Source organism: Nocardia amikacinitolerans NBRC 108937 (assembly GCF_001612615.1).
In the GTDB taxonomy this organism is placed as follows: domain Bacteria; phylum Actinomycetota; class Actinomycetes; order Mycobacteriales; family Mycobacteriaceae; genus Nocardia; species Nocardia amikacinitolerans.
The window spans coordinates 42,150-67,906 of the sequence record NZ_BDAU01000014.1; the positions used below are offsets into that span (position 1 = coordinate 42,150).

Sequence of the window (25,757 nt, forward strand, 5' to 3'; positions counted from 1 at the left end):
ACGTCGTGTCGGCGTCTGTGAAATCGCTACTGAGCACCCTGACCAGCCGCGGCCCGCACCGGGTGTTGCGGGGGAACCTGGCCATCGCGGGCCAGCCGGGGGTGGTCTATACGCCCGAGAACGGCCGCAACCTGCCCGCCGTCGCCTTCGGACACGGCTGGCTCACCGGCGTCGCCAACTACCGTGAACTGCTCCAACACCTCGCGTCCTGGGGTTTCGTCGTCGCCGCCCCCGACACCGAGCGCGGACCGATTCCGTCACATCTCGGCCTGGCGACCGACTTGCTCACCACACTCCAAATCTGCACCGGCGTGCGCCTCGGCGACGGCGAGATCAGCGTGCACCCCGACAAGCTCGCCCTGGTCGGGCACGGCATGGGTGCGGGCGCCGCCGTCATCGCCGCCGCGCAACGCAAGGTCGCCGCGCTCGCCGCCCTCTACCCCGCGCCGACCGCCCCCTCCGCGGAGACCCTCGCACCCGACCTCGAGATGCCCGCGCTCATCGTCGCCGGTGCCACCGATGTCTCCTCCGTCAGCTCCAACGCCCTCCCCCTCGCCGCGGCCTGGGGCGGCGAAGCGCTCCTGCGCACCGTCGACGGCGCCTCCCACAACGGCATCATCGAGGGCCGCCGCGCCCTCGCCGCCCTCGGCGCGGGCAAGCACGAAGCCAAGACATCCCGCACCACCCGCGCCCTCCTCGTCGGCTACCTCAACTACCACGTCCTCGGCGACAAGACCTACAAGCCCTTTGCCGACCCGGAAGCCGCCATCCCCCACACCCAACCCATCGACCCGCACGCGCCGCAGGAAGAGGAAAAGCCGAAGCTCTCCGTCGGCACCCTCGCCCAACTCCTGCGGAAGTAGGCGTCACCCGCAGATCGGCGCGTCCACCCACCAGTGGTCGATGAGCTGCTGTTCGTTGTGGCCCTGCCGATCGATACCGATCAGGTATCGGGAGAGCCGTGGGTCGTCCGGGAAGGTCGTGAACACGTCGCCCTCGGTGATCGGCGACATTGCCCCCGGCGGCGGTAGGAAAATCAAAGGATCCGCCGCGCACCCCGCATGCGGCTTCCGTGACCATTGGGCAGCCGCGGGTCCCTCACCTTCGGCCGCGAACGAATCGAGCTTCTCGCGCACCGCGGCAGCCGACTTGTAGTCGTAGAGAGTGAAGTTCGCGGCGTCGGCATCTCCGCCGAGGCACCGGAACCCCCTGTGGTCGAGACCATCCGAGAACGTGCACCAAACGCCTCGCCAACCTGTCGCGGTGGTGCCTTTGCCGCCGGGGAGCAATTTCGGAAAATCGGCGGCGATCTTTCCTTCTTTCTCGGGCCAGGCGACGGTCGTTAGGCCCGCCCAGGATCGAGGCGACGAGTCGCTGGCCTTCGCGGCGAACGAGACGACACCAACAACGCCGACCAACAAGACGGTGAGCCCGACGCCGAGCGCCGCGATCAGTTTTCCGGATGGCCGACCAGCCCCGGTTGGACGGCTCCCGACGTTCGGACCGTACGGCGCCGGGATGTGCGGAGACGCGGGCCGGAACGGAGGCGCCGGGTAAGACGGGTTCACCGGTGCCATCCCGCCATTGCCCGCTACGAATCCGTGTGGGATCGGCTGCAGTGGAGCCTGATTCGGCGGTTGCCACCCTCCCCCGACAGGCGCGCCGACCTGCTGCGGACCGGTGGCAGGCCGCCCCGCCTGCAATGCATGCGCGACGGCTGCCGCGAACTCGCCGCAGCTGGCGTATCGGGCTTCGGGCCGTTTCGCGAGCGCCCTCGCCAGCACCGTGTCGAGCGCTGGCGGCAGCCCGTGTCGCCGCGCGCTGATGGGCGGCGGCGGATCCGACAGATGGGACCGAATCACCGAGACGGGATTGGTCGAGTCGTAGGGCACCGTTCCCGTCAACAGCGCGAATAGGGTGCAGGCCAGGGAGTATTGGTCGCACCGGTGATCAAGTGGAGCTCCGGTCAGCTGCTCCGGCGAGGCGAATGCGAGTGTCGCGGTGAAGGTCCCCGTCTGAGTCAACCCGTGCTGCTCATCGCGCAACCGCGCGATACCGAAGTCCGCCAGAAACACCCGTGGCGGTTGTCCCGGCTCGGCATCGCCGAGCAGGATGTTCGCGGGTTTGATGTCCCGGTGCAGCACTCCCTGTCGATGCGCATAGTCCAGTGCCGCAGCAGCTTCGGTGATGACACGAACCGCCAGCACCGGTTCGATCGCACCCAGCGTCGCCACGTCGGTTCCGGCGATGTACTGCATCGAGATCCACAGGCTGCGATCCTCGACGCCGCGGTCGTATACGGCGACGATGTTCGGATGCTCGAGCCGTGCGATCAGATCTGCTTCGCGCTCGAACCGTGCCCGAATCTCGTTGTCGCCGAACATTTCCGCGTTCAGCAGTTTCAGCGCGGTCTTCCTCGGCAAACGCGGATGCTTGGCGAGATACATGGTACCCATCCCGCCCTTGCCGAGCACCCGTTCGATCTCCTACCCGGCGAACACGTCACCGGCCCGTAGGTCGGTCACGTGCCGCCCCCTTCGTTGTTCTACTCACACCGCCGCGTCATGCTATCGAAACCACACGGCTCCGAACGGTCTCCGCCGGGCGAACTCACCACACGCGGAAGCCGGTCCGCCTCAGTCCCATTCGCTCAGATCAACCAACTCTTACGTCGGTAGTACTCCGACTCGGGGTCATCGTCTTCATCGATCGGCGTGACAACATTCTTCGACTTGCGCGCCGCGATCGACCGAGCGATCGCCTCCCGCTGCTCCCGCGCCTCGGCCTCCTGACGCTCCCTTTCCATGCGCTCCTCAGCTTCGGCACGCTCCCGCTCCTCGGCTTCAGCGCGAGCCTGCTCGGCCTCGTCCGCAGCGGCCTCCGCTTCGCGAACCTTCTCTTCCCAGAACGGAATCAACTCACGTGCCGAACGCTCCGCCAACTCACGCCCCTTATCCGCCGTTCGACGATGCACTGCGTCGAGTTCATCGAGCAACATCGCGGAACGACGGCGGGTCTCCGCGGCCAGTTGTTCGATCTCAAAGGAGTAATTGGCCACTACATCTCTCCTGCCCGGTCATTCCGATTCACAGCGGGCCCGCCTCAGCCAGTTGGGCACCGGTGTCGAACGGCTCTTCCTGTTCCTCTGAATCCTCTTCCACGACGGGCGTCGGTATCGGCTCCGGCTGGTATTCGCCATCTTCCTCGCGCTTGGCCGCAGGTGGCATCGGCGGTGTCGTACCGGGGTTTCCGGTGCCCCCCTCCGGCGTCTGACCGCCGTCGGATGGCTTGTCCTCCGGGGCCGGAGGTTCGTCTTCGTCCGGCTTCTGCTCGCTGTCCGAGATGACCGGGATGCCGTTCTCGTCTAGCTTCATGCTGTACTCGTGCGACGTACCGTCTGGGTCTGTGGCGATCAGCTTCAGCTGGCCGTCCGGTCCCATCTCGAACTTCAAATGTTTGTCCCCGAGGTCGAACTCGGCCTTCGCCTTGTCATCCTTGTTCTCCTCGTCCTTGGCGTCCTCTTCCGCCTGCTTGGTCACTTCCTCCAGCTGCTCCAAAGCAGTGTCGACCCCGTCCTGAACAATGCCGCTCAATGCGCTCAGTCCGGTACCGAGCCCCTGTGCAAGAGTGGTGGCCAGCGGCGACAGACTCTGCGCCAGAGTCGCGAGACCTTCCAACGGGTTGGTCGTGTTCGAGGGTTTCGTCGTGTCGTCGGTTTTCGTGTCGTCACCAGGTCCGGGGGTGCCGGGTGTCGAGGGGCCCGGTGTCGAGGGCCCGGGAGGCCCAGGAGGCCCCGGAGTCGACGGCGTCTCCACTTTCTTCTCAACCGCGGGCGCGGGGTACGGATCGTCATCGATCTGTTTCAGTGCGGACTCGAGCGACGTGTACTGCGTCTCGAACGCCTGGTGCGTGATGTCGCACTGCTCGATGAACTTCTGCAGCGCTTCGTCGTATTCAACCTTGAAGATGTCGTTGAGCCAGTCGCGACAACGGGTCTGGATCTTGTGATTGTAGGCGGAATCTTCTCCCAATTGCCACGGCCAGGTGAGATCCCCCTGAAGGGCGGAAATCAAAGGCACGGCGGATAAACCCGCCTGAATAGCGTTGAGGGGGCTATTCGTCGGAGACAGATCGGGGAAGATTTTGGTCAGCTTTCCGATGAGCGTGCTGCCGCCGAAGATCGGATTCGTCAATGCGCCACTCTGCGCCCCGGAAATGATGTTATCGATATCCTCGGGCGTCTTGCCCTGGACCTTGACGTCCTTTTCGCCCTTCAGCAGCTTCAGGGTAAATTCCGCCTTGGCCAGTACGGCATCTCGAAATGGACCGATGGTCGCCCGCATGGCGTCCATAGCGGCCCGGACCTTACGCCGGTCCTCCGCCGCGAGTGTGACCTGCTGGCTGAGCATCGCGATGCCCGCGTCGGCTGCTGCGCCTTGCCAAAGCGACGGCAGCTTTTTGGCGAGCTGATCCTGGATGTCCCACTGCGCATCGGCATTGGTCAGCATCTTGTTGATGCCATCGGCGGCAGCTTCCAGCTTCGCGAGATTCATACCGCGCTGCTCGTCGTACCTCATCTCGAGGAACGAATGGGTCTTGCCGTCGTCACCGCCGAAGGCGCGACGGTACCTGGGCGCCAATTGGATCCAGTATTGAAGGCCCGGTGCACCCGCGTCGAGGATCTCGTCGACGGAACTGCCTTTGTACTGCTGAGCGAAGCCGTCTTGTACGCCCATCAGGCGCTACCCCTTCCGATGTCCGAATGCCTCATTTGTTCAGCGACGGATCATCGGCCGCCTTGTTCGTCTTACGTGCGTTGTTCTCGTCGACGTTCGCCAGCTCGATGGAGACCTTGCCTATCGCGCTGGCGGTGTCCTCCGTTGCCGTCGTCCAGATGGCCAGCCAGTTGCTCACCCGCTCCATGGCTTCGTGAACGCGCTTGCCCTGCTCGACATATTTGCGGCCTGCTTCACTCTCGGCGCCGTTCCGGCCGGTACCGAACATGTTGTCGGTGACATTGCCGATGTAGTTCCTGATGGTGGTCGCCGAACGACTCAGATCGTTCGCGGCCGTCGCCAGACCGGCTTGGTCTACGACGACGCTGCCGGAGATCGTTTGACCCATGACCCCTCCATGTTCGAGTCGTACGACGTTGGCATCGAGCGCCAGCGCGGCGCGCTGCCCTACTACATTCGACGCACCGTGTCAGGATTCGGTTCCCCCGAGATCAGCACAGGCGAAGCTCAACGCCGTGTGAAGAAATCTACTGGGCGGCGCGGCCGGGCTCAATTGGACCGTGGCGCGTGGACGCAGGTTCCGATGATCCGCACGGGGGTGTGCGGATCATCGCAGCCTGCGGCCTGGTTCACCCCTCGGAGGGGTCGGCGTTCGGCGGCCGTATGGGGGTGAGTGTAGTTGGGCGGCGGTCGCTTTCGGGAGTTCGTGGCGGGTGGCTCTTGGCAGCGCACCCGCCGCGAACGGCGACTACTCGCCGATCTTGCCCTGGTCGGTGCGGACCCACTCGGAGGAGCCGTCGGGGTGGCGGTGGAACTCCCAGGCGGCGTAGTCGCCGTCTTTTTCGACGACGGTGACGTGGTCGGCGAGGCCGTCGTGGTCGTAGTCGGTCCAGACCTGCATGGCGTCGTCGCCCTGGGTGGTGATGGAGTCCAGGATGCCGTCGGCGTTGATGTCCTGGGTGGGATGGTTCAGTTCGACAGCCCCGAGGCCGTCCAACGGGGTGGACGCGTCGATGTCGGGTAGATCCATGCCCGGGAACTCGCCGGACGTGATCATGGCTCCTCCTCGGACGGGACTCGTGCGATGGTGCGGAACTCCGGCAGGCGCGCGGAATCACCCCATCCTGTCATCCACGAGTCCCTGGCGCAGCCCCCGACCCGGTCGCGGTGGTCACTTTTTCGGAATCACCAGCCACAGAACGAGGTACAGGATGAACTGCGGGCCGGGCAGCAGGCAGGACAGGACGAACAGCAACCGGACGATGCCGGCGTTCCAGCCGAAGTACTGTGCGATGCCGCCGCAGACTCCGGCGATCCACTTGTCGTGGGAGGTGCGGGTGAGGCGGCGGGCGGGTGCGGTCATCGGATTTCCCTCTCTGGTGTCGATCGCTGTGCTATCCACTCTCCGCGTGCGGGCGCTCGCGCACATCGGTCCGTCGACCCATCGGCACCCTGATTTCCGCGCGCCGCGACTCAGGGTGAAACCCCGAGCATGGGCGCGGATCCGGTTCGCCAGGCCGCCGACGGCGTCCATTCGAGTGCGACCCCGTGCGGCGGGCCGACGCGAACACGGCAGACTTCTCCCTGTGAGCACCACTTTGCATGCGCGCGGACTCTCCGCCGAACACGGCGAACGCACCCTGTTCGACGGTCTGGATCTGACGCTCGCTCCGGGTGACGTGATCGGCTTGGTCGGCGTCAACGGCGCGGGCAAGTCGACGTTGCTGCGCATGCTCGCCGACCGGACGGCGCCCACCGGCTCGATCACGCTCAGCCCGCCGGACGCGACGGTCGGCTACCTCGCGCAGGAGCCGGAGCGGATTCCCGGCGAAACGGTCTTGGAGTTCCTCGGCCGCCGCACGGGGGTCGCGGCGGCGCAGCATGCGATGGACTCCGCGGCGGAACGGCTTGCCGAGGGCGGTACGGACGACTACACGCCCGCGCTGGAACGCTGGCTCGCGCTCGGCGGGGCCGACCTGGATCAGCGGGCCGAGGAGGTCGCCGCCGAACTCGGCCTCACCGAGAGCCTCGCGAGCGGTTTGGACACGCCGATGACTGGCCTCTCCGGCGGACAGGCTGCGCGTGCCGGTCTGGCATCGGTCCTGTTGTCCCGCTTCGACATTCTGCTGCTCGACGAGCCGACCAACGATCTGGACCTGGACGGGCTCGCTCGGCTCGAGCAGTTCGTCACGGGCGTGCGGGTACCGCTCATGGTGATCAGCCACGATCGAGAGTTCTTGGCGCGCACCGTGAACCGGATCGTCGAGCTGGATCTGGCGCAGCAACAGGTTGGCGTCTACGACGGCAGCTACGAGTCGTACCTCGCCGAACGGGAGATCGCGCGGCAGCACGCGAGGGATGCGTACGACGAGTACGCCGACACGAAAGCCGGCCTGGAGGCGCGGGCGCAGATGCAACGCAACTGGCTCGAGCACGGGGTGCGCAACGCTCGCCGGAAGGCCCGCGACCCGAAGAAGCTGGATTCCGACAAGGCGGGTCGCAAGATGCGCGCGGAGTCGACCGAGAAGCAGGCGGCCAAAGCCCGCCAGACGCAGCGCCGTATCGAGCGGCTGGAAGTCGTCGAGGAGCCGCGCAAGGAGTGGGAGCTGCGGATGTCCATCGCCGCGGCGCCGCGCAGCGGGTCGGTGGTCGCGACGGTATCCGACGCGACGGTCACCCGCGGTGATTTCACCCTCGGTCCGGTGACGACCCAGGTCGACTGGGCCGATCGGATCGTGCTGACCGGTGCGAACGGTTCCGGCAAGTCGACGCTGCTCGCGCTGCTGCTCGGCAAGATCCCGCCCGACTCGGGGACCGCGGCGCTCGGTTCCGGAGTCGAGATCGGGGAAGTCGATCAGGCGCGCGGACTCTTCCGCGGGACCGCCTCCCTCGCGGACACCTTCGGCGCGCAGATGCCGGACTGGCCGGACGCCGAGGTGCGCACGCTGCTGGCGAAGTTCGGGCTGCGCGGGCCGCACGTGCTGCGCGCCTGCGACACGCTCTCGCCCGGCGAGCGCACGCGTGCGGCGCTGGCTCTTCTGCAAGCACGCGGCGTGAATCTGCTGGTGCTGGACGAGCCGACGAACCACCTCGACCTGGCCGCGATCGAACAGCTGGAGCAGGCCGTCGAATCCTTCACGGGCACAATGCTGCTGGTTACGCACGATCGGCGGATGCTGGATTCGGTTCGTGCGACGCGACGTTGGCATATGGACAACGGCAAGCTCATCGAGGACTGACCGCCCTACCCGGAGTTGGGCAACCATTGTTCACCGCCCTCGCATCGCGCATCGGATGGGCTCGATGAAGTTCTCGGGTCGCTGGTACACGTCGGTGGCGGTCGCGTAGTAGACGGTCCAACCGTCCGCGGAGAGCCAGTTGTGCCGCGGGTCGTCGCGCACTGCCGCGGCTTCGCCGGAATGCCATGTGGCGCTGTCGTACTCCAGGCCGATACGCCACTCGGGCCAGCCGAGGTCGAGTCGCCGTAGCCCGTTCCTCGTCGACACTTCGACCTGCGGCTCAGGGCGTGGAAGGCCTGCGTCGATACAGCGCAGCCGCGTCCGCGACTCCATCGGCGACTCCGCACGACCGTCCGCGAGTTCGATCAATTCCACCGCCTGCGCGTAGCCGCGACGACCTCGGTGGCGTTCACTCTCCGCGAGCAGGGCTGTACGGGAGAACCCGAGGCGTAGCGCCGAGTCCAACGTCGCCACTGCGTCGAGTCGGTCGGTGGTACGCGCGATATCGACGGCGGTTCGGATCGCGTTCGTCGCCACGATGCCGTTGATCAGTTCCAAGTCCCCCGGCTCCGTCCGATCGCTGTGCACCACCAACCGGGAGGTTCGCGATCGCTGAACACCGAGCACATGTGTTGCCCTGCTCCCGGACACCGCGAATCCATGCAGCTCCGCGGCGGTCTCGTACGCGGCGGCCAGCGACTGCGCTCCAATCGATAGTCGCGCGGCCTCCACTCGCAGTTGCGGGGTCGGCATTGTCGCGGATTCGCGGTAGACGCCGTGGAACACGCGCACCCAGTCGCCGCGGTCGACGCGAGTGCGCATCTCGGCGCGGGTGTACTCGCACAAGGCCTGCCAGGCGGTGAAGGCGCCGAATTGCTTGTCTCGAACTTCCGTCAGTCCCGGTCGCATGAGACCACTTTGAGCTGATCGCGTCGCGGGCTGGATTTGGTGACCTGCGGAAATGGTTGGGCGGTGGATAACTCTGGGCCTGTGGACAACTCGCCGGTAGATGCTCGAATGGCAGTCGTACCCAGGGACGAGGGACGCGAAATCGACGGGAGAGAGATGGCGGTTACGAAGGCGATTTCAACGACCATTTGACTACCGTCGAAACCATTTCACTATCGACGGTAGTCAAATGGCGGTAGGGGCCTTGACAGCAGTCAGGCCAGCAGAGCAGCAACCCGACAAACGCGACATCACCCCTCCCGCAACCTCCCCAAACGCAACCACAGCCGGTCGACCACGCCGGAAGCCGAACCCACCCACCCAACAGCGGGAGGTAAGCCGGGTACCACACCCAACGCGCCCAGCACCGCTCACGGGCAAACCATGGCAGGCAAACGAACCCGAACTAGCGAACCCGGGATCACGTCACCCAACGCAACCACGAAACCCAGCCCCCGCCACCGTCTTACCCGCCCTGGGGAGACCAACTCTCGGCACACCAGCCAGCCGTTGCTGCTGCTAAGCCATAAACCCCGCGAAGCCGAGCGGATTCACCAGCCTGCAGCCCTCACTGCCACGCAACCCCTGAAATACCAAGCGCTGCAAGCCATTCAGTCGAGCCCACTAAACCGACGCAACCCGCTTCGCCAAATCATCCGCAAGCTGCTTCGCCTGCACCGGATCCGTCGCTTCCACCATCACCCGAACAAGCTGCTCGGTACCACTGGGACGCAACAGCACCCGCCCGGAATCCCCCAGCACACGCTCGGCTTCCGACACCGCGTCGCGCACTTCCGGCGCGGCGGCGACCGCGGCCTTGTCGTTCACCGGCACATTCACCAGCACCTGCGGCACCGTCTCCAGGACGCCGGCGAGGTCGGCGAGGGTGCGGCCGGTCTGGGCCATTCTCGCCATCAGGCGAAGGCCGGTGAGGATGCCGTCGCCGGTGGTGCCGTACTTCGGGAAGACCACGTGACCGGACTGCTCGCCGCCGAGGCTGTAGCCGCCGCGGCGCAGTTCTTCCAGCACGTAGCGGTCGCCGACGGCGGTGGTGCGCAAGCTGATTCCGGCGTCGCGCATGGCGATGTGCAGGCCGAGGTTGCTCATGACGGTAGCGACCAGCGTGTCCTTCGCCAGCTCGCCCGCGTCCTTCATGGCGAGGGCGAGAATCGCCAGAATGGCATCGCCGTCGACGATGTTGCCGTCGGCGTCCACGGCGAGGCAGCGGTCGGCGTCGCCGTCGTGGGCCAGCCCGAGGTCGGCGCCGTGCTCACGCACCGCGCGCTGCACTTGCTCGAGGTGGGTCGACCCGCAGCCGTCGTTGATGTTGAGGCCGTCGGGTTCGGCGTTGATGGCGATCACCGTCGCGCCCGCCTCGCGGTACGCGGCCGGACCGACCTCGGCGGCTGCTCCGTGCGCGCAGTCGACGACCACGGTGAGCCCGCTCAGGTCCTGCCCGGTGCCTTCGACCAGATGCTCGACGTACCGCTCGTGGGTGCCTTCCACGCTGTACTGATCCGGGATGACCAGGCCGTGGTCGCGCGCGCCGGAGGCGTTCAGCACTCGACCGATGCCCGCGCCGGTCGGACGCTGCGGAGCGTCTTCGGCAAGCAGTGCTTCGATCCGGTCCTCGACGGCGTCGTCGAGCTTGTGACCGCCCGCGGCGAAGATCTTGATGCCGTTGTCCGGCATGGGGTTGTGCGAGGCGGAGATCATCACGCCGAGGCACGCGTCGTAGAGGCCGGTGAGGTAGGCGACGGCGGGCGTCGGCAGCACACCCACCGAGAGCACGTTCACGCCCGCGGCGGTCAGCCCCGCGGTCACGGCGGCTTCCAGCATCTCGCCGGAGGCCCTCGGGTCGCGGCCGACGACCGCGAGCGCACGCTTCTTGCCGCGGCCGAGCACCTGCGCCGCCGCTCCGGAAACACGCAGTGCCAGTTCCGGACTCAGCGATCCGTTGGCAAGCCCGCGGACACCGTCGGTGCCGAACAAACGTCCCATACCTCGCCCCTCATCGGTGGTTTCGCGACATGCGCGTTGGCCCGCAGGCGTCGGCCTGAGCAACCGCAGGGCCCGCGAACGCCGCGACTCAATACAGCGAGAGCAGGCGACCAGCGGTGCTGGAAGCCTGCTCTCGTACAGCTGCCGCGCCGACCATACCGCCCCCGGCACCTCCAGGGTGCCGGATGGCGGTGATCGACGAAGCCAAAATCAGCGCTTCGAGTACTGAGGCGCCTTACGCGCCTTCTTCAGACCGTACTTCTTGCGCTCGGTGGCACGCGGGTCACGGGTCAGGAAGCCCGCCCGCTTCAGGGCGGGACGGTCCTCGGGGGTGACCTCGATCAGCGCGCGGGCGATGGCCAGACGCAGGGCGCCTGCCTGGCCCGACGGGCCGCCGCCGACCAGGCGGGCGTGCACGTCGAAGGATTCGGTGCGCTCGACGGTCACCAGCGGCGACTTGACCAGCTGCTGGTGCACCTTGTTCGGGAAGTAGTCCTCGATGGTGCGGCCGTTGAGCACGAAGTTGCCGGAGCCGGGGAGCAGCCGGACGCGGACGACGGCTTCCTTGCGGCGGCCGACGGTCTGCACCGGGCGATCGATGACGACCGGGGCGTAGGCGGCGGGCTCGGCGTCGTAGCCGTAGTCCTCCTCCACGACCTCGACGGCGGCCTCTTCGGCGAAGTCCTCGTTGAATTCCTCGGGAGCGGTCACTGGGCCACCTGCTTGATCTCGAACGGAACGGGCTGCTGAGCGGCGTGCGGATGGTTCGGGCCCGCGTAGACCTTGAGCTTGCCCGCGATGGCGTTACCCAGCTTGTTCTTCGGGATCATGCCCTTGACGGCCTTCTCCACGAGACGGTCGGGACGGGTCTCCAACACCTGACCGACAGTGCGCGACTTGAGGCCGCCCGGGTGCCCGGAGTGGTGGTGGATCAGCTTGTCGGTGCGCTTGTTGCCGGAGATGGCAACCTTGTCCGCGTTGATGATGATGACGAAATCGCCACCATCGAAGTTCGGCGCGTAGGTCGGCTTGTTCTTGCCACGCAGCAGATTCGCTGCCTGGACGGCAAGACGGCCGAGCACTACGTCAGTGGCGTCGATGACGTACCACTTACGGGTCACGTCACCCGCCTTGGGGCTGTACGTAGGCACAGTGCTTCCCTGTCTGTCGTCGGTGTTGCCAGCCAAAAGCGTGCGGTCGAGGTGAATCCCGGCGGCCGGTTGAGACCCGGGCCTCGGTGTGCGAACTGGTGATCCACGAGGAATCTCCCGATCGCCCACACGCCAACGCAGAACGATACCAGGAAGGTATCGAGGGCCCGAATTCGGTCAGATCTCGACCGGGGCCCCCGGGTCGATCGCGCCCGGCGGGCCGGGCACCACGTACCGGAGCGTGTCCATGCTCGGCGGCGCGCACTCCGAGTCCACCGCGGCGGGCTCCCGGACGGCGGCGATTCCCTGCCTGCGCTCGCCCGGCGTGACGTGCGGCGTCAGACCGCAGGCCACGGGAGCTACCTCGCCGACCACCGAACGGATCGGTTCGGCGGCGCCGGTGAGCTCGATCCGGTCACCCTCGGCGGGCATCGCCACCACGGCAAGCGCCACCGCGCCCGCGATGGTGTGCGCGCCGAACAGGTTGCCCTTCATCTTGCCCCAGATCTTGCCCTTGCGGCCCTTGCCGTCCTCCTCGGACTCGGACGGTGCCTGCCAAGAACCCTGCTGGTTCGGCGGCGGATAGGGCGACCGAGGACCGGGCGGCGGCGAGCCGGGAGCCTGGTGACCGAGCGCGGGGTTCCGCTGATCGTCGCCGTGCTGGCCCGGCGGCCTGGTGAACCGGCTGCCCAGCTCCGCCAGGTTCGGCGGGAGACCGCGCGCCAGATCCTCGCGGGTGACGCGGGTGGTCGGCTCCTCGCTGGGCGCGGGTTCGGCGTTCGGCGGCACGGTCGGGTAACCGGGGCCGTAGGTGACCACGGGCGATCCCGACGGAGCCTGCGGACCGAGATCGGGCCGCTGCACCGTTTCCGGCGGTCGTTGCGCCGTTTCCGGCGGACGATGAGCCGATTCGACCGGCCGCTGCCCCGCCTCCGCCTGCCACTGCGCAGGATGCTGAGCTTGCGGCGGATACTCGCTCCGCGGCTCCGCGTGCCGACCGCCCTGCTCCGGTTCCCCGGCCGCACTGTCCGTGACCAGCAGGTGAGTGGCCCCGAGCACCAGGGCGTGCATCGGATGATCGGCGACCTGCAACCGGTGCCCCAGGTGATTCTGGAACGCGAACCGCAGCGCCTCGTTGAAGCAGACATTGCCGCTCAGCAGCACCGTCGAGGTGTCCGCGCCGATCGAGCGGGCCGCGGCCATGACCTCGATCACCACATTGTCGGCCGAGCGCGCGTCGCGCATGGCGTCGCTGGTAACCGGCACGTCGACCGATTCGGTGGGCTGCTCGTCGTCACCGTGCACCGCGACGACAAGCATCGTGCGGCCGTCGGAGTAGACGCCGGTCGCGCCGACGCCGCGCGGATTGCGCTCGTCGGGCGCGCGCACCAAACCGAGCGCGCGCACGTACCCCGAGAGCGCGACGCTCTCAGGCAGCGGTTCGACCACCACATCGAGCGTCTCGACGAGCTCGGCGTATGTATCGACCTTCTCGTCCGGCCAGCCGTCCGGGAAGGGCAACGCCACCACGTCCGGCTTGCCACGCAGGTACTTGCCGATGGCGGCGAGCGGGTTGTACATCCTGGCGCGGAAGACCATCTCCGCGGGCCAAGTCGCCCCGGCCACCACGATCTGCGGGTGACCGAGGATGTCGCGCACGTCGGCGATGGCCATCCCGAGGTCGGGACGTTGCCGGTCGACGCCCGCGGTGTGCAGCCGTCCGGACGAATCGGCCAGCAGATACGCCGGCGGCGTGTACGTACCCTCCACCTGCACCGGCCGGATCGGAGTTCGCCCGCCGCCCGCTGCCACGGACACCACATCCCAACCGAGATGCACTGCCCCTACTCGCACCGTCACAGTCATAAGTGTGCCTGCTGCGCGAGCGAGATGCGCGCGATCCCAGCCGACCCCAGGTCGTGGCGGTTCGAGTAGGCGGTCACGCCGCGGACTTCTTCAGTCGTAGCCGCTGCCAGGTGATGATCGCGAGAACCGCCGTGATCACCAGCAACAAAGCGACATCGAGGAACCAGATGCCTGCCGAGTGTTTCCACAGATTGTCTTGCTGAGCGTTGGCGAAGATATCGAGGATGTTGACGGTCGACGCGCCGGCGGCATAACCCCAGCGCGACGGGAACAACCACGAGATCTGCTCCAGCACCACACGGTCGGTGACCGGGATGAGTCCGCCTGCCATCACGAGCTGCACCATGATCATCACGACCAGCATCGGCATGACCTGCTCGTTCGACTTCGCCAGGCTGGAGATCAGCAAGCCGAAGACCACGCAGCACACCGCGGTCAACGCGATATCGATGTACAGCTCGGCGCTGCCCGAAGAGAAGACCGAACCCTGGCCCGGCGGGTTCTTGCCCGCCAGTGTGATCCCGACGAGCACCGCCGCCTGCAAGAACGCGGTCACGCTGAACACCGCGATCTTGGCCATCAAATACGCCGAGGGCAGCAACCCCACCGCCCGCTCACGGTAGAAAATGGTCCGCTCGCCCACCAGATCACGCACGGTCAGCGTGGCGCCCATGAAGCACGCGCCGAGAATCAGCACGACCAACAGCTGCTGGGTCTCGCCGCCACCGACGGGCACGATGTCGCCGTTCGGCAGGGTGGTGTATCCGCCCTTCGCGAAGCCGTTCTTGCCTGGCACCACCAGCGACAGCACACCAAGGATGACCGGCAGCAACAACAGGAAGATCAGGTAGCCGCGGTCGGCGAAGATCAACCGAATCTGTCTGCGCACCAGCGTCGAGAACTGTTTGAACCCGCTCGACTGCGGCGGGCTGCCCGCGGGTCCGTAGCGCGGCGGCGGTGGCGGTGGCGCAACGAACGCCTGTCTGGATCGGTAGGCGGCGAACGCCTGGTCCGGATTGGCCGCCACATTGGCGAAGATCTCGGCCCAGTCGCTGGTGCCCAAGGCCCCGCCCACCCCGGCCGGATGTCCGCAGAACGCGGTCTTGCCGCCCGGAGCAAGCAGCAGCACTTGGTCGCACATGTCGAGGCAGGCCACCGAGTGGGTGACGACGATGACCACGCGACCGGCGTCGGCCAGCTCGCGCAGCATCACCATGACCTGCCGATCCAGCGCCGGGTCCAGACCAGAGGTCGGCTCGTCCAAGATCAGCAGCGAAGGACCGGTGAGCAGCTCGAGCGCCACCGAGGCGCGCTTGCGCTGACCGCCGGAGAGTCGGTCGACCCTGGTGTCGGCGTGCTCGGTGAGCGAAAGTTCCTTCAGCACACCGTCGATCACCTTCTGGCGGTCGGCCTTGGTGGTGTCGGGCGGCAGTCGCAGCTCGGCGGCGTAGCCGAGCGCCTGGCGCACCGTGAGCTGACGGTGCAGCACGTCGTCCTGCGGGACCATGCCGATACGGGAACGCAGCGCCTCGTACTCGGCGTGCAGGTTGCGTCCTTCGAAAGTCACCACGCCGCCGGACGGTTGAGTGGTGCCGGCGATCAGCTTCGACAGTGTCGACTTGCCCGCGCCCGACGGACCGATGAGCGCGGTCAGCGTGCCGCGGCCCGCCTGCATGTTCACGTCGACGAGCAGTTGCTTGTTGCCCTCGACGGTGAATCCAACGCCGTGCACGTGCAAACCCTGTTCGGCGACCGGCTTCTGCCGGTGCACCAGGGTGCCCTGCTGGACGACGAAGTCGACGTTGCCGATGGTGACGATGTCGCGCTCGCGCAGCACCGTTCGCTGCTGCCGGGTGCCGTTGACGAAGGTGCCGTTCGCCGAGCCGAGATCCTCGATGGTGAGGCCCTCTTGCGCCGCGATCAGGCGAGCGTGCTTGCGGGAGGCCAGCGGATCGTTGACGACGATCTGGTTGTCGGTGGTGCGGCCGATGGCGAGACCGGCGGACGGAATCCGGTCGGCCCTGGCGATCGGCGAGGTCGACGCCCTGGCGCGCAGCGGAGGCAGCGCCGAGGTGTCGGCCTTGGTCGTCATGTTGAAGTTGGGCTGCTGCGGCGTCGGCTGTGACGGCGGATGATGCGCACCGACGGGTTGGTGCGAGGGCGTCGGTTGGTGCGAGGGTGTCGGTTGATGCGGCGGCGCGGGCTGATGCGCTTGCTGCCCGACCGGCGGACGGTTCGGATGCTGATAACTCGGCCGTTGCCGAACCGCCTGCTGCGGCTGCGAAGACGGTGGCGGCGCCGGTGTCCGCGCGGGCCGGACCGGCGCCGCGGCCGGCAGCAGATGCAGCAGCGGACCGCTGATCGCGTCGCCCAGCCTGACCTGCGTCGGGCGGTCGATCGACACCGGCTGACTCAGCCTGCGCGCGTCGACGAAAACGCCATTGGTACTGCCGTTGTCGGTGAGAACCCAGCCGCTCCCCTGCCAGGTCAGCGTCGCGTGTACTCGCGACACCAGCGGGCTGTCGACGAACAGCGTCACTTCGGGCGCACGGCCCATGGTGACTTGCTGATTCGAATCGAAGACCCGTTCAGTTCCATCATGGCGCACGGTGATGGTCTGCGCCCCCGGTAAAGACATGCAGCGGATACTATGCCATCAACCGGACATCGGCGGTGCCCCCGACGCGCCTATTGTCCCGATCCGGCGACCGATGTGAACGATATACCGGCCGACTAGGGGGAGCTTTGCCGAAACTCCAAGCGACCGCTGTCATTACGGCTGTGCTGTGCGCGATGGCCCTGCTCGCGGGCTGTACGCGCGAAGTGGACGGCCGTGCGGTCTCGGTCTACGACGACCCGTTCAAGGTGGCCGGACTGCCAACGACGAGCGGCCCGAGCGGACCGCGTCCCGGCATCCCCGACACCGACCTCACGGCGTCCGGCGGCGACGGCGGCGAGATCGACACCCTTGCGCTCAACGCCATCGACGACATCCAGACCTACTGGGGCGCCGAGTACGGCAAGGAGTTCGACGGCGAGTTCGCGCCCGTCGATCGGCTCATCTCCTGGAGCGCCAAGGCGCCGCGCAGCGACGCCCCCGAGTTCTGCAAGGAGACGACCTACCGTCTGGTGAACGCCGCCTTCTGCCGCTTGGACAACTCCATCGGCTGGGACCGCTCGGTTCTCTTGCCCACCATGGCGGAAACCTTCGGCAAGATGGCCGTCGTGATGGTGCTCGCCCACGAGTACGGGCATGCCGTCCAATCACAGGCCAAGATCGTCGACCCGAAGGATCCGGTGATCGTCAAGGAGCAGCAGGCCGACTGCTTCGCGGGCGCGTTCATCCGTCATGTGGCGGAGGGCAAGTCGAAGCACTTCACCATCAATACTTCCGACGGTCTCAACACGGTGCTCGCCGCGACCGTCGCGATCCGCGATTCCGATCCCGACGATCCGGAGAGCGTGCACGGCTCGGCGTTCGAGCGGGTCACCGCGGTGCAGATCGGCTTCACCGACGGCCCGAAGGCGTGCAAGGGCATCGACATCGACGAGATCAACCAGCGCCGCGGCGGCTTGCCGCAGACGCTGGGCGGCAGCACCGGCGAGTACCCGATCGACAAGGAAAGCCTGATCGAGCTCACCAAGGCGCTCGCCGCGATCCTGCCCATCGAGGACAGTCCGACCTACAACTACAACGGCGCGCGGATCGACTGCCGCGACGGCACCACCACCGCGCCCGTCTCCTACTGTCCCGCCGAGAATCTCATCGCCACCGACATTCCCGAGCTGGCCAAACGCGGCACGGCCGATGTCGACGCGGACGACCCGCTGCCGCTGAAGGTCACCGGCGACTACAACGGCTACGTCGTCTTCATCGCGCGCTACACCCTCGCGGTCCAGCAGAGCCACGGCCAGTCGCTGGTCGGCGCCAAGACCGGGCTGCGCGCCGCGTGCCTGGCCGGCGTGGTCACCGGCAAGCTCGCCGACCCGAATCGCCAACGCACCCAGGGCGATATCTCCCTCGCCGCTGGCGACCTGGACGAGGCGGTGTCGGGCCTGCTCACCGACGGTCTCGCGGCAAGCGACGCGCAGGGCAAGACCGTGCCGAGCGGGTTCGCCAGGGTCGACGCCTTCCGCGCGGGTGTGCTCAACGGCGAGAACACCTGCATGTCGCGGTACTCGTAGGGCGTACCTCCGCGGCCGTGCGCGGGCGGACGGTGGACTGCATCGACAGCACCTTGTCGGCAAACCCGCCGAGCGTCAGCCGCCGAACGGCGGCGGCGCGGCGGGTTCGAAACGCAGCACGCGATTGCCAATCATCACCTCGGTGCCGGGCACCAGGATCATCGGCTGATTGGGATTGAGCCGGACCCAGTCGCGGTAACCGGGCAACCGCGTGCGGGTGCCATTGGTCGAGCCGCGGTCCACCACGGTCACGTCCCAGTTGATCAGGCGAATCTCCGCGTGCGCGCGAGACATTCCGCCGGAGTTGTCCTCCACCTTCAGCGGGATGAGCCCGCGCTGCGCGGCCTCGGAGTGTTCGGGGTCGCGGCCGAGCACCGCGTCGGCGGCCAGCATGTAGGTCATGCCGTCGTCGAGGATCAGCATGCCCAGCGGCGGACGGACCACCTCGATCAGCGCCTGGGTCTGGTCCACCGGCATGCCGCAGACGGTGCAGAACGCCGCGCGCGGATCGCTGGGATGGGCTCGCGCGCACTTGAATCCCATCACCTTCACGGTCAGCGCGGTCGCCTTCGCGGTGGCTTCGAGGCGGCGTTGCAGATCGGGATCGGGTTGTGGGGCCGGGTTGGTGCCGCCGATCTGGGTGTCGGCCTCGTGCGGGTCGGCCACCGAGTCCAGCATGGAGGTAGACGCCTGCGTCGCCGTGGGTTGCGGCTCGGGCCGGGGTTGCCGACGCGGCTCGGGGTCGATGCGCGCCGTCGGCAGCGGCGCGACGGGCGTGCGGTGCTGCGGCTCTCGGTGTTCGGTGGGCTCCGGCCGGGCGACCGCGCGCGAACGAGCGCCGTCCGACCAGACGACCGCGCCTCCGGCCTGGGCGATTCCCTCGACGAGCCAGCCGATTCCGCGCTGCCGCGGCATTTCCGGGATCCGGCCATCGGCGTCATCGATGAACAACGCGACACCGCGCGCCGGAACGGACGCGACCCGGTCGACGGTGAACGCGGCGTCACTGCCCCGGTACCGCTCGTCCCTGCCGTCCCCGGCGAGCACCGCGGTCACCGCGCCGTGCAGGAAGATCGCGACGCCGCCGTTCTCCGCCGCGGAGAGGATGCCGAAATCGATCGGCACACCCGGGCTGATCTGCTCGGCGTGCTTCATGAGCCAACGCGTCGCCTGCCGCGCGACCAGCGCGCCGGGACCGTCCGGCTGTTGTTCGACGGCGGCCCTCACCAGTTCCGCGAGCGATTCGAGCGCGATGACGGCGGGCGAGTCCTCGGTCGGTTCGCCCCGTCCCCGATGCGCGACCACCAGCACCGCGCCCGCGACCCGGGCGACGGCGTGGTTCCCCGCGACGACCTCGACCTGCCGATCCTTCACCGGTATCGGCCTCCACCGGTGCTCTGGTCCAAGGTCGTCGCCATGGCACCCAGCGTATTGCAATCGGTGTCTGATCGGTCGCTCTGCCCGGCGTTCGTCGGTTATCTTCAAGGGCACGTACGGGAGGAACGAGGGGCCTGTCATGGTTCGGACTTCGCGCATCGCGATCTTGGCGGCGTGTGTTGCGGTAGCCGGTGCGTTGACCGGGTGCGGCAGCGTGGCGGGCACCGCGCTACCCGGTGAGCTCGACGTCCGGAATCTGGCGGTCGGCACCTATCCGGTGGACAAGCATGCGTACGACCAGGATTCGAACGGCGACGGCGCGCTGCTGGAGGGCATGCGCATGTCCGAAGCCGTGGTGCCCACCGTGCGGATCGATCCGTCGCTCACCTTCGGCCGCGGTAGCACCGTGCTCACCGACACCGAGGCGGCGCTCGACTTCGTCGCCAACGTCTCAAAGCCGGTGCTGGACAACCGCAAGATGGTGACCGGCTTCGCCGCAAGCGGTTCCGACAAGGCCGATCCGCCCGGCCAGACCCGACCCGCCGCCGACGCCACCGCGATCACCAACGTCGTGTTCCGCTTCCCGGACGAGGCCACCGCCAAGCTCGCGGCCCGCGAACTCGAGGACGCCGACATCGGCGTCTCCGATCAAAACCGCAGGCTCGGCTCCACCAAGTACCCCGACGCCTATCTCCATTGGCGCCCAGGCGTTCCGAGCATCGGCGCCTTCCTCGCCCACCGCGAATTCGTCATCTCGCTGTACGTGCAGCGGCCCCGCGCCGACAGCACCGATCTGGTGAACTGGGCGGACAAGACGTTCGCCGCCCAGGTGCCCGCGCTGGACAGGTTCCAACCGACCCCGGTCGACAAGCTCGACACCCTGAAGGTGGACCCGGAGGGCCTGCTCGCCCGCGTCGCCGTCGCCGACCGCTCCGGGCACTCCCCCGATCCGGTCTCCTTCGCCATCTACAGCGGCAACCACGGCGTCCACTCCTCCGACGACCAAGCCGCCACCCAGCGCCTCATCGAGGAGACCGGCGTCGACAAGATCGCCATCGTGGACGCCAGCTCGGTGACCCGCACCCGCGACAGCGACGCCGCCCAGAAACTCCTCACCGGCCTGATCGACACCGCGGGCGACCAGTTCGACCCCGCCAACGCCCCCAACGACGTCCCCGGCGCGAAATGCTTGCAGCTCAACAGCAAAGGCGACCCCGAGCGGGAGTACAAGTACCGCTGCTACGTGCCGTACAAGCGCTACGTCGGCGTGGTGACCAGCGACAAGGAGCCCGACGTCCGTCAGAAGGTCGCGGCGCAGTACGCGTTGCTGGCCAACAGCTTGTGAGCATCGCGGACCGCAACCGCCGGAAAGAGATTCGAGCGCGGCTGTCCGTCGCCGCTGCGCTCGTCGTTCTCGCCGGTGCGGCCTCCGGCTGCGGCGCCCAGCTCGAGGGACGTGGCGTGCCAGGCATGACTCCGGTCGATCTGGCGAGTCTCACCGTCGGCCCGTTCCCTTCGGCTCCCGTCGACTACGAACCGAAACTGGAGACCAAGGGCGACGTCTTCGCGATCGAGTCGCGGCGGTTGTTCGGCTATCTTGTCGCGCCCTACGAAGTCGACAGCGAGATGGCCGCCCTCGATACGACGCGGATCGTCGCCGCTCCTGGTTCGGCGTTCAGCGACTCGCTCGGCGTGCTGCCCGCCCAATTCGAGCCGATCGCCGAAAGCAACCGGCTGATCGCGGGCGTCGTCACCGTCCGCTCGAATCAGAAACTTCGGGCCATACGCAACATGTCGATCGCGCTGCTGAGATTTCCTTCCGACGACGCGGCCCGCTCCGCCGCAACGGAATTCGACCGCGTCATGGGCGAACTCCTACCGAACCGGCATGCCCTCGCGATTCCGGGTCATCCGGATGCCGTGGCCTCCACCGCGAACGACCAGAAGGGTTACGTGTTCGCCACCCGCGGCCCGATGGTGGTCATGGCGATGACCACGGTCCCCCAGCCCGACCCGAACGCCCTTGTGACACAACTGCGAACGATGCTCGATCTACAGCTCGACCGCTTGACCCGGTTCGAGCCAACACCGGTCGACCAGATCCTCGATCTGCCCGCCAACCCGGACGGGATCATGCGACTCGCGCTACCGCCGCTACCGGTGAGCGGCGACGACACCGCCCGCCGCGTCCAGCCGGCCGGAATCTACGACGCCGCCGGGCAGCTGCATTTCGAGCCGCGCGCCGCCGAGTTGAAGACCGTGCTGGCGAGCGCGGGCGTCGATGTCGTCGCGCGCAGCGACGCGACGGTATACCGCACGCGCGATCTCGACTCCGCGTTCCGCCTCCAGCGTGCCCTCACCGAGCCACGCGAAGACGAGCAATCACGCGACAGTCCACCCGGCATCGCCGACGCCCAGTGCTTGCAGCGCGACACGGACGCCTTCGACCAGTACTACGAGTACATCTGCGTCCTCGTCCACGGACGCTACGTCGCTGTGGTCGGCGGCGACGGCCTGCCCGGCGGACTGTTCGACCCGAGCCTGTATCAGCGTGCGGCCGCCCAATATTCGATCCTGGCGCGGGGTGCCTGATGGTCGCACGTTCCAGCGTCGCACTCGCCTTTCTCACCGTCCTGCTCGCGCTTTCCGCGGGATGCGGGTCAGAGCCCGCCGCGAGCGTCGACACGGCCGCCTTGAATCCGGGCAACTACCCGACGACGCCCCGTGACCTGTCCACGCTGCGCACCGCCGACAGCGGAGCCGTCCGCGAATCCATCCGACTCGGCAGCATCGTCCCGCTGCCCATGGATCTCGACAGTCGACTCGTCCACGGCCGCACCAACTTCGCAGGCCACCACTACACCGCCCGCAACCCACCGTTCCGCGGCAGCGGGATCAGCAACCTGGAGAACTTCGGCGAGCAGGCGCCCGGGCTGATCGCCGGATGGCACACCGGCGGCTCCCGCCGCGCCAATCGCAACTTCGGACTCGACGTGGCCATCGCGCTCCTGCGCTTCACCACACCGGAGCAGGCAACGCACGCCATGCACGTGCTGGCGGACAAGGGAATCGAGAAGTACCCGCCCAAGCAGACCCTCGAAATCCCCGGATACCCCACCGGCCGCACCTACCTCACCGCCCACGATTCGGTGCAGTCGTGGACCGCTCGGGGCGACTACCTGCTGTGGACCTTCGTCTCCGACGGTCTCGCCACGCCGCCCGACCCGGCGCCACTGCTCGCGATCGCCAAGAAACTCTTCGACCGCCAGTTCGAGCAGTTGGACCGCTTCACCCCCACCCCTGTCGAAAAGCTCTCCGACACAACGGTCGACGCCCTGCTCGCCCGCACCCTCGCGGCCGAACGACCCGGCACCCTGGAGGACGTGACCGGCGTCTACACCGTGCCCGCCGCCCTCCATCTCGAAAGCCGCCCCGACCTCACCCGCCGCGCCTTCGAAGACGCGGGCGTAGACCTGATCGCCTACGCGGGCACCCGCGTCTACCGCGCAAGCGATCCCGCCGCAGCGGCCCGGCTCACCGCAGCCCTCGCCGCGCAGGTCCCGCACGACTACGACCCCATCGACAGCCCACCCGGCCTACCCGACGCCCGCTGCTTCCGCGAAGACCCTGGTCCGCCGCAGAGCGCCCGCATCATCCTCGAACACCGCTGCTACTTCTCCCACGACCGCTATGTCGCCGAAGTCACCGCGAACCAACCGCAGGACCTCGCGCAGCGAGCGAGCGCCCAATACCTGCTGCTGGCACATGGTTCGGCGGGTTGACGTAGGATCCGGCGGGAAGTAGAGCGGTGGCATCGGTACCGATGTCCGGATTGGGGGAGGCATGAAAGTCCGTCGTGGTCTGTTAGGGCTGCTCGCTGTGACGGCGTCGGCGGCTATCGGCTGTTCATCGAGTATTGCGGGTTCTCCCCAACCGGGCTTGGCACCGGTGGACGTCGGTTCACTCAACACCGGCTCGTATGCGAACGAACCGACCGCGTACGAGCCGAGGATAGGCAGCGCAGCGGATGTAATGGACATCGAGGCCAGGCGGATGCTCAACTATCTGGTTCTCCCCACCGATATCGACAGCGCGCTGACGGTGATCGGCGATGTCGAACTGTTCTCGTATCCCGAGGCCCCCTTCATCCGCAAAATCCTCCCCGACAAGTATCAACCGGTCACCGTCGACAACAAACTGATTGCCGGGGCGTACGTCTCGCGTATCAATCCCGATCTGCGCAACCGTAAGAAACTCATCGTTTCGATCCTCCGCTTCCCGACCGAGCAGGCCAGCAGGAAGGCCGCGGAGGATTTCGACCGGATCACCAACGAGGATCCGGGCCGTCATCCCATCGCTGTCGATGGGCACCCCGATGCGAAAGCCACCTCGGCGGACGACATCACCGCGGTGTCCTTCCTCGCCAAGGGCCCTTTCGTGATGCTGACGAATGTCGGTGTGCCGCAGCCCGATCAAGCCGCGCTGGCGAGCGTCTTCAAGAAGACCATCGACAAGCAGATCGAACTGCTCGGCCAACTGCGTCCCGCGCCGCTCGACGACATCCTCGACACCCCGCTCGACCCGGAGGGCGTCATGCGGCGTGCGGCACCGAAAGCGACGGACGGCACCGACCCGTTCTTCGTCGAGTACGACTTCGGGCCGCTAGAGCCTTCCGGTGCGCTGCACTACGAACGCAACGCGGTGGAGATGCAGGCGGTCTTCCGAGAAAGCGGCGTCGATCTCGTCGGGAGACGTGGCGGAATCGTCTACCGGGCACGGGATCTGCCCGCCGCGATCCGACTGCAATCGGCACTGGTCCGGCTGGGCAAGAACGATGAAGAACTGAACGCGCCGCCGGGATTGCCCGACGCGCGCTGCGTCAGACTCGACACCACCGACTCGATCAGAGACTACGACCTGTTCTGCGCGGTGGTCCACGGACGCTATGTCGGGATCGTGGTCTCGAAGGCTCGGCTCTCCGGCGCTATCGACCCTGCTCTGTACCAGCGCGCGGCGGCCCAGTACGCGATCCTGGCGAAGAGCGAGTGATACCCATGCGATACCGACACAGTCTGTGCCTCGCCATTGCCGCCGTGGTCACCGCTGCTACGGGCTGCGGGCAAGACGACTCCGGACCAGCAACGCCCGCCATCGATGTCTCGGCACTGGATTCCGGCAACTACGCCTCGGTCCCTCGGGACGCGGAAACAATACGGTCGGATCAGACCGGTGCGGCATTGGAGGCCGTGCGAATCGGCGAGCATGTTCCGCTACCGGTCGAGATCGACGGCCGGTTCGCCTTCCAACGACTCGTGAACACCGACCGGAGGCTGACTCCGGACAACAACTCGACGCCCTATTCGATCGACCGTGAGGAGCTTCCGGCGCTCCTGCAGGGCTATGTCACCGGATGGGCTGCGTCCGCCGAACGTCGCGCCATACCGGCGCCCGGTCGGTCCGTCGAGATGCAAGTGCTCCGATTCACCGACGCCAACCACGCCGACGAGGCGGCGAGGAGATTCGCCGAGCGCCAAGCGGCGAACCTCCCGGGTGAGGCGGTCAGCATCCCGGGGTTCCCCAAAGCCCGAGCCAAATGGTCACCCAGCAAGAAGTATCTCGATGCCTGGCTGACACAAGACGCACTACTGATGTACGTGCACATGGACGATCCGCTGACCGAGCCCCCAGAGGCGGCGCCGCTCGTCGCCTTCGTGCAGAAGGCTTTCACCGACCTGGTCGACGCTCTGAAGGGCTACAGCCCGTCGCCGCTCGACAAGCTCGGCACGCTGCCGCTGGACCCGGAAGGGCTGCTCGGCCGGGCACTCCCGCTCGAGGATGGCCAGAAGCGGAAGTACGACCAATCCGTTGTGATGCCAGCACAGGCTGCGCTGCATTTCGAACGGCATCCTGGAATGACCTTGCCCGCGTTCGCGGACGCGAAAGTCGATCTTGTCGCGTACTCCGGCGGCCGGGTGTATCGCACCGCGAACGCCGATGCAGCCGAGCGACTTCTCGCCGCATTCACGGAACTCGACGCGAGCGGTTATACACCGATGGACGGTCCGCCGAAGCTGCCCACCGCGAAGTGCTTCGACACCAAGGACAAGAAAAGCAACTCACCGCAGTATCCGCCGGTGTGCTTCGTAATCCACGACCGCTACGTGGCGCGGGTGACGGCAACGAACACCCAGCAGCTGCACCAGAAGGCAGCGGCACAATACAAGTTGCTGGCTTATCAGCAGTAGCCGAGAGGC

The 25,757-nt window shown here is 67.2% G+C and carries 21 protein-coding genes; 8 read left to right on the plus strand and 13 right to left on the minus strand.

Annotated features, from left to right (window positions below; genetic code table 11):
• Positions 1-5 precede the first annotated feature (5 nt).
• Positions 6-863: an alpha/beta hydrolase gene (locus tag NAM01S_RS14085; RefSeq protein ID WP_067784954.1), complete on the plus strand. Its 858-nt coding sequence runs from the start codon at positions 6-8 to the stop codon at positions 861-863.
• A 3-nt stretch (positions 864-866) separates the two neighbouring features.
• Here NAM01S_RS14085 and NAM01S_RS14090 read toward each other — a convergent pair whose 3' ends face one another.
• The 6 genes from NAM01S_RS14090 to NAM01S_RS14115 form a co-directional block, all read right to left on the minus strand.
• Positions 867-2,474 (minus strand): serine/threonine-protein kinase, encoded by a 1,608-nt coding sequence (locus NAM01S_RS14090; RefSeq protein WP_067784955.1) that lies wholly within the window; start codon positions 2,472-2,474, stop codon positions 867-869.
• Positions 2,475-2,650: 176 nt separating this feature from the next.
• On the minus strand, positions 2,651-3,058 hold the full coding sequence (locus NAM01S_RS14095) for a hypothetical protein (protein ID WP_067784957.1): 408 nt from the start codon (positions 3,056-3,058) through the stop codon (positions 2,651-2,653).
• A 28-nt stretch (positions 3,059-3,086) separates the two neighbouring features.
• Entirely contained in the window at positions 3,087-4,736 is a 1,650-nt protein-coding gene (locus tag NAM01S_RS14100) for a hypothetical protein (protein ID WP_067784960.1), read from the minus strand.
• A gap of 31 nt (positions 4,737-4,767) precedes the next feature.
• A complete protein-coding gene (locus tag NAM01S_RS14105; RefSeq protein WP_067784964.1) occupies positions 4,768-5,124 on the minus strand; it encodes a hypothetical protein in 357 nt (118 codons plus the stop codon).
• A 360-nt stretch (positions 5,125-5,484) separates the two neighbouring features.
• Positions 5,485-5,793, minus strand: coding sequence for a DUF6802 family protein (locus NAM01S_RS14110; protein ID WP_067784966.1), 309 nt, complete (start codon positions 5,791-5,793; stop codon positions 5,485-5,487).
• A gap of 114 nt (positions 5,794-5,907) precedes the next feature.
• The gene (locus tag NAM01S_RS14115; RefSeq protein WP_067784968.1) at positions 5,908-6,099 is read right to left on the minus strand and encodes a PspC domain-containing protein; all 192 of its coding nucleotides are present in this window, start codon (positions 6,097-6,099) and stop codon (positions 5,908-5,910) included.
• A gap of 223 nt (positions 6,100-6,322) precedes the next feature.
• Between NAM01S_RS14115 and NAM01S_RS14120 the strand changes: the two genes are divergently transcribed.
• Positions 6,323-7,975, plus strand: a complete 1,653-nt coding sequence (locus NAM01S_RS14120; protein WP_067784970.1) for an ABC-F family ATP-binding cassette domain-containing protein — start codon at positions 6,323-6,325, stop codon at positions 7,973-7,975.
• 30 nt (positions 7,976-8,005) lie between these two features.
• Here NAM01S_RS14120 and NAM01S_RS14125 read toward each other — a convergent pair whose 3' ends face one another.
• From NAM01S_RS14125 to NAM01S_RS14150, 6 genes are all read right to left on the minus strand, one after another.
• Positions 8,006-8,884 carry a type IV toxin-antitoxin system AbiEi family antitoxin gene (locus tag NAM01S_RS14125; RefSeq protein ID WP_084482929.1) on the minus strand — a complete coding sequence of 293 codons (879 nt, stop codon included), beginning with the start codon at positions 8,882-8,884 and terminating at the stop codon, positions 8,006-8,008.
• Positions 8,885-9,547: 663 nt separating this feature from the next.
• Complete coding sequence (gene glmM, locus NAM01S_RS14130; protein ID WP_067784973.1) at positions 9,548-10,924, minus strand: phosphoglucosamine mutase; 1,377 nt, start codon at positions 10,922-10,924, stop codon at positions 9,548-9,550.
• Between the two features lie 210 nt (positions 10,925-11,134).
• Positions 11,135-11,635 (minus strand): 30S ribosomal protein S9, encoded by a 501-nt coding sequence (gene rpsI / locus NAM01S_RS14135; RefSeq protein WP_084482930.1) that lies wholly within the window; start codon positions 11,633-11,635, stop codon positions 11,135-11,137.
• The gene (gene rplM / locus NAM01S_RS14140) at positions 11,632-12,075 is read right to left on the minus strand and encodes a 50S ribosomal protein L13 (protein WP_067784976.1); all 444 of its coding nucleotides are present in this window, start codon (positions 12,073-12,075) and stop codon (positions 11,632-11,634) included. Before rplM ends, rpsI begins: the two co-directional genes overlap by 4 nt.
• Before the next feature lie 177 nt (positions 12,076-12,252).
• The gene (locus NAM01S_RS14145) at positions 12,253-13,941 is read right to left on the minus strand and encodes a hypothetical protein (protein WP_067784978.1); all 1,689 of its coding nucleotides are present in this window, start codon (positions 13,939-13,941) and stop codon (positions 12,253-12,255) included.
• A gap of 73 nt (positions 13,942-14,014) precedes the next feature.
• Positions 14,015-16,579, minus strand: coding sequence for an FHA domain-containing protein (locus tag NAM01S_RS14150; RefSeq protein ID WP_084482931.1), 2,565 nt, complete (start codon positions 16,577-16,579; stop codon positions 14,015-14,017).
• 155 nt (positions 16,580-16,734) lie between these two features.
• Here NAM01S_RS14150 and NAM01S_RS14155 point away from each other — a divergent pair, with 155 nt between their 5' ends.
• A complete protein-coding gene (locus tag NAM01S_RS14155; protein WP_067785150.1) occupies positions 16,735-18,126 on the plus strand; it encodes a neutral zinc metallopeptidase in 1,392 nt (463 codons plus the stop codon).
• 75 nt (positions 18,127-18,201) lie between these two features.
• On the opposite strand, the gene NAM01S_RS14160 is transcribed toward NAM01S_RS14155, so the two are convergent.
• Positions 18,202-19,500, minus strand: coding sequence for an FHA domain-containing protein (locus NAM01S_RS14160; RefSeq protein WP_067784981.1), 1,299 nt, complete (start codon positions 19,498-19,500; stop codon positions 18,202-18,204).
• A 142-nt stretch (positions 19,501-19,642) separates the two neighbouring features.
• Between NAM01S_RS14160 and NAM01S_RS14165 the strand changes: the two genes are divergently transcribed.
• The 5 genes from NAM01S_RS14165 (at position 19,643) to NAM01S_RS14185 (ending at position 25,748) form a co-directional block, all read left to right on the plus strand.
• On the plus strand, positions 19,643-20,848 hold the full coding sequence (locus NAM01S_RS14165) for a DUF7373 family lipoprotein (RefSeq protein WP_067784983.1): 1,206 nt from the start codon (positions 19,643-19,645) through the stop codon (positions 20,846-20,848).
• The gene (locus NAM01S_RS14170; protein ID WP_067784985.1) at positions 20,845-22,095 is read left to right on the plus strand and encodes a DUF7373 family lipoprotein; all 1,251 of its coding nucleotides are present in this window, start codon (positions 20,845-20,847) and stop codon (positions 22,093-22,095) included. Before NAM01S_RS14165 ends, NAM01S_RS14170 begins: the two co-directional genes overlap by 4 nt.
• Positions 22,095-23,285, plus strand: coding sequence for a DUF7373 family lipoprotein (locus NAM01S_RS14175; protein WP_067784987.1), 1,191 nt, complete (start codon positions 22,095-22,097; stop codon positions 23,283-23,285). The genes NAM01S_RS14170 and NAM01S_RS14175 overlap by 1 nt, the downstream gene beginning before the upstream one ends.
• 61 nt (positions 23,286-23,346) lie before the next feature.
• A complete protein-coding gene (locus NAM01S_RS14180; protein WP_067784990.1) occupies positions 23,347-24,552 on the plus strand; it encodes a DUF7373 family lipoprotein in 1,206 nt (401 codons plus the stop codon).
• Between the two features lie 5 nt (positions 24,553-24,557).
• The gene (locus tag NAM01S_RS14185) at positions 24,558-25,748 is read left to right on the plus strand and encodes a DUF7373 family lipoprotein (RefSeq protein WP_157107740.1); all 1,191 of its coding nucleotides are present in this window, start codon (positions 24,558-24,560) and stop codon (positions 25,746-25,748) included.
• The last annotated feature ends 9 nt before the right edge of the window (positions 25,749-25,757 follow it).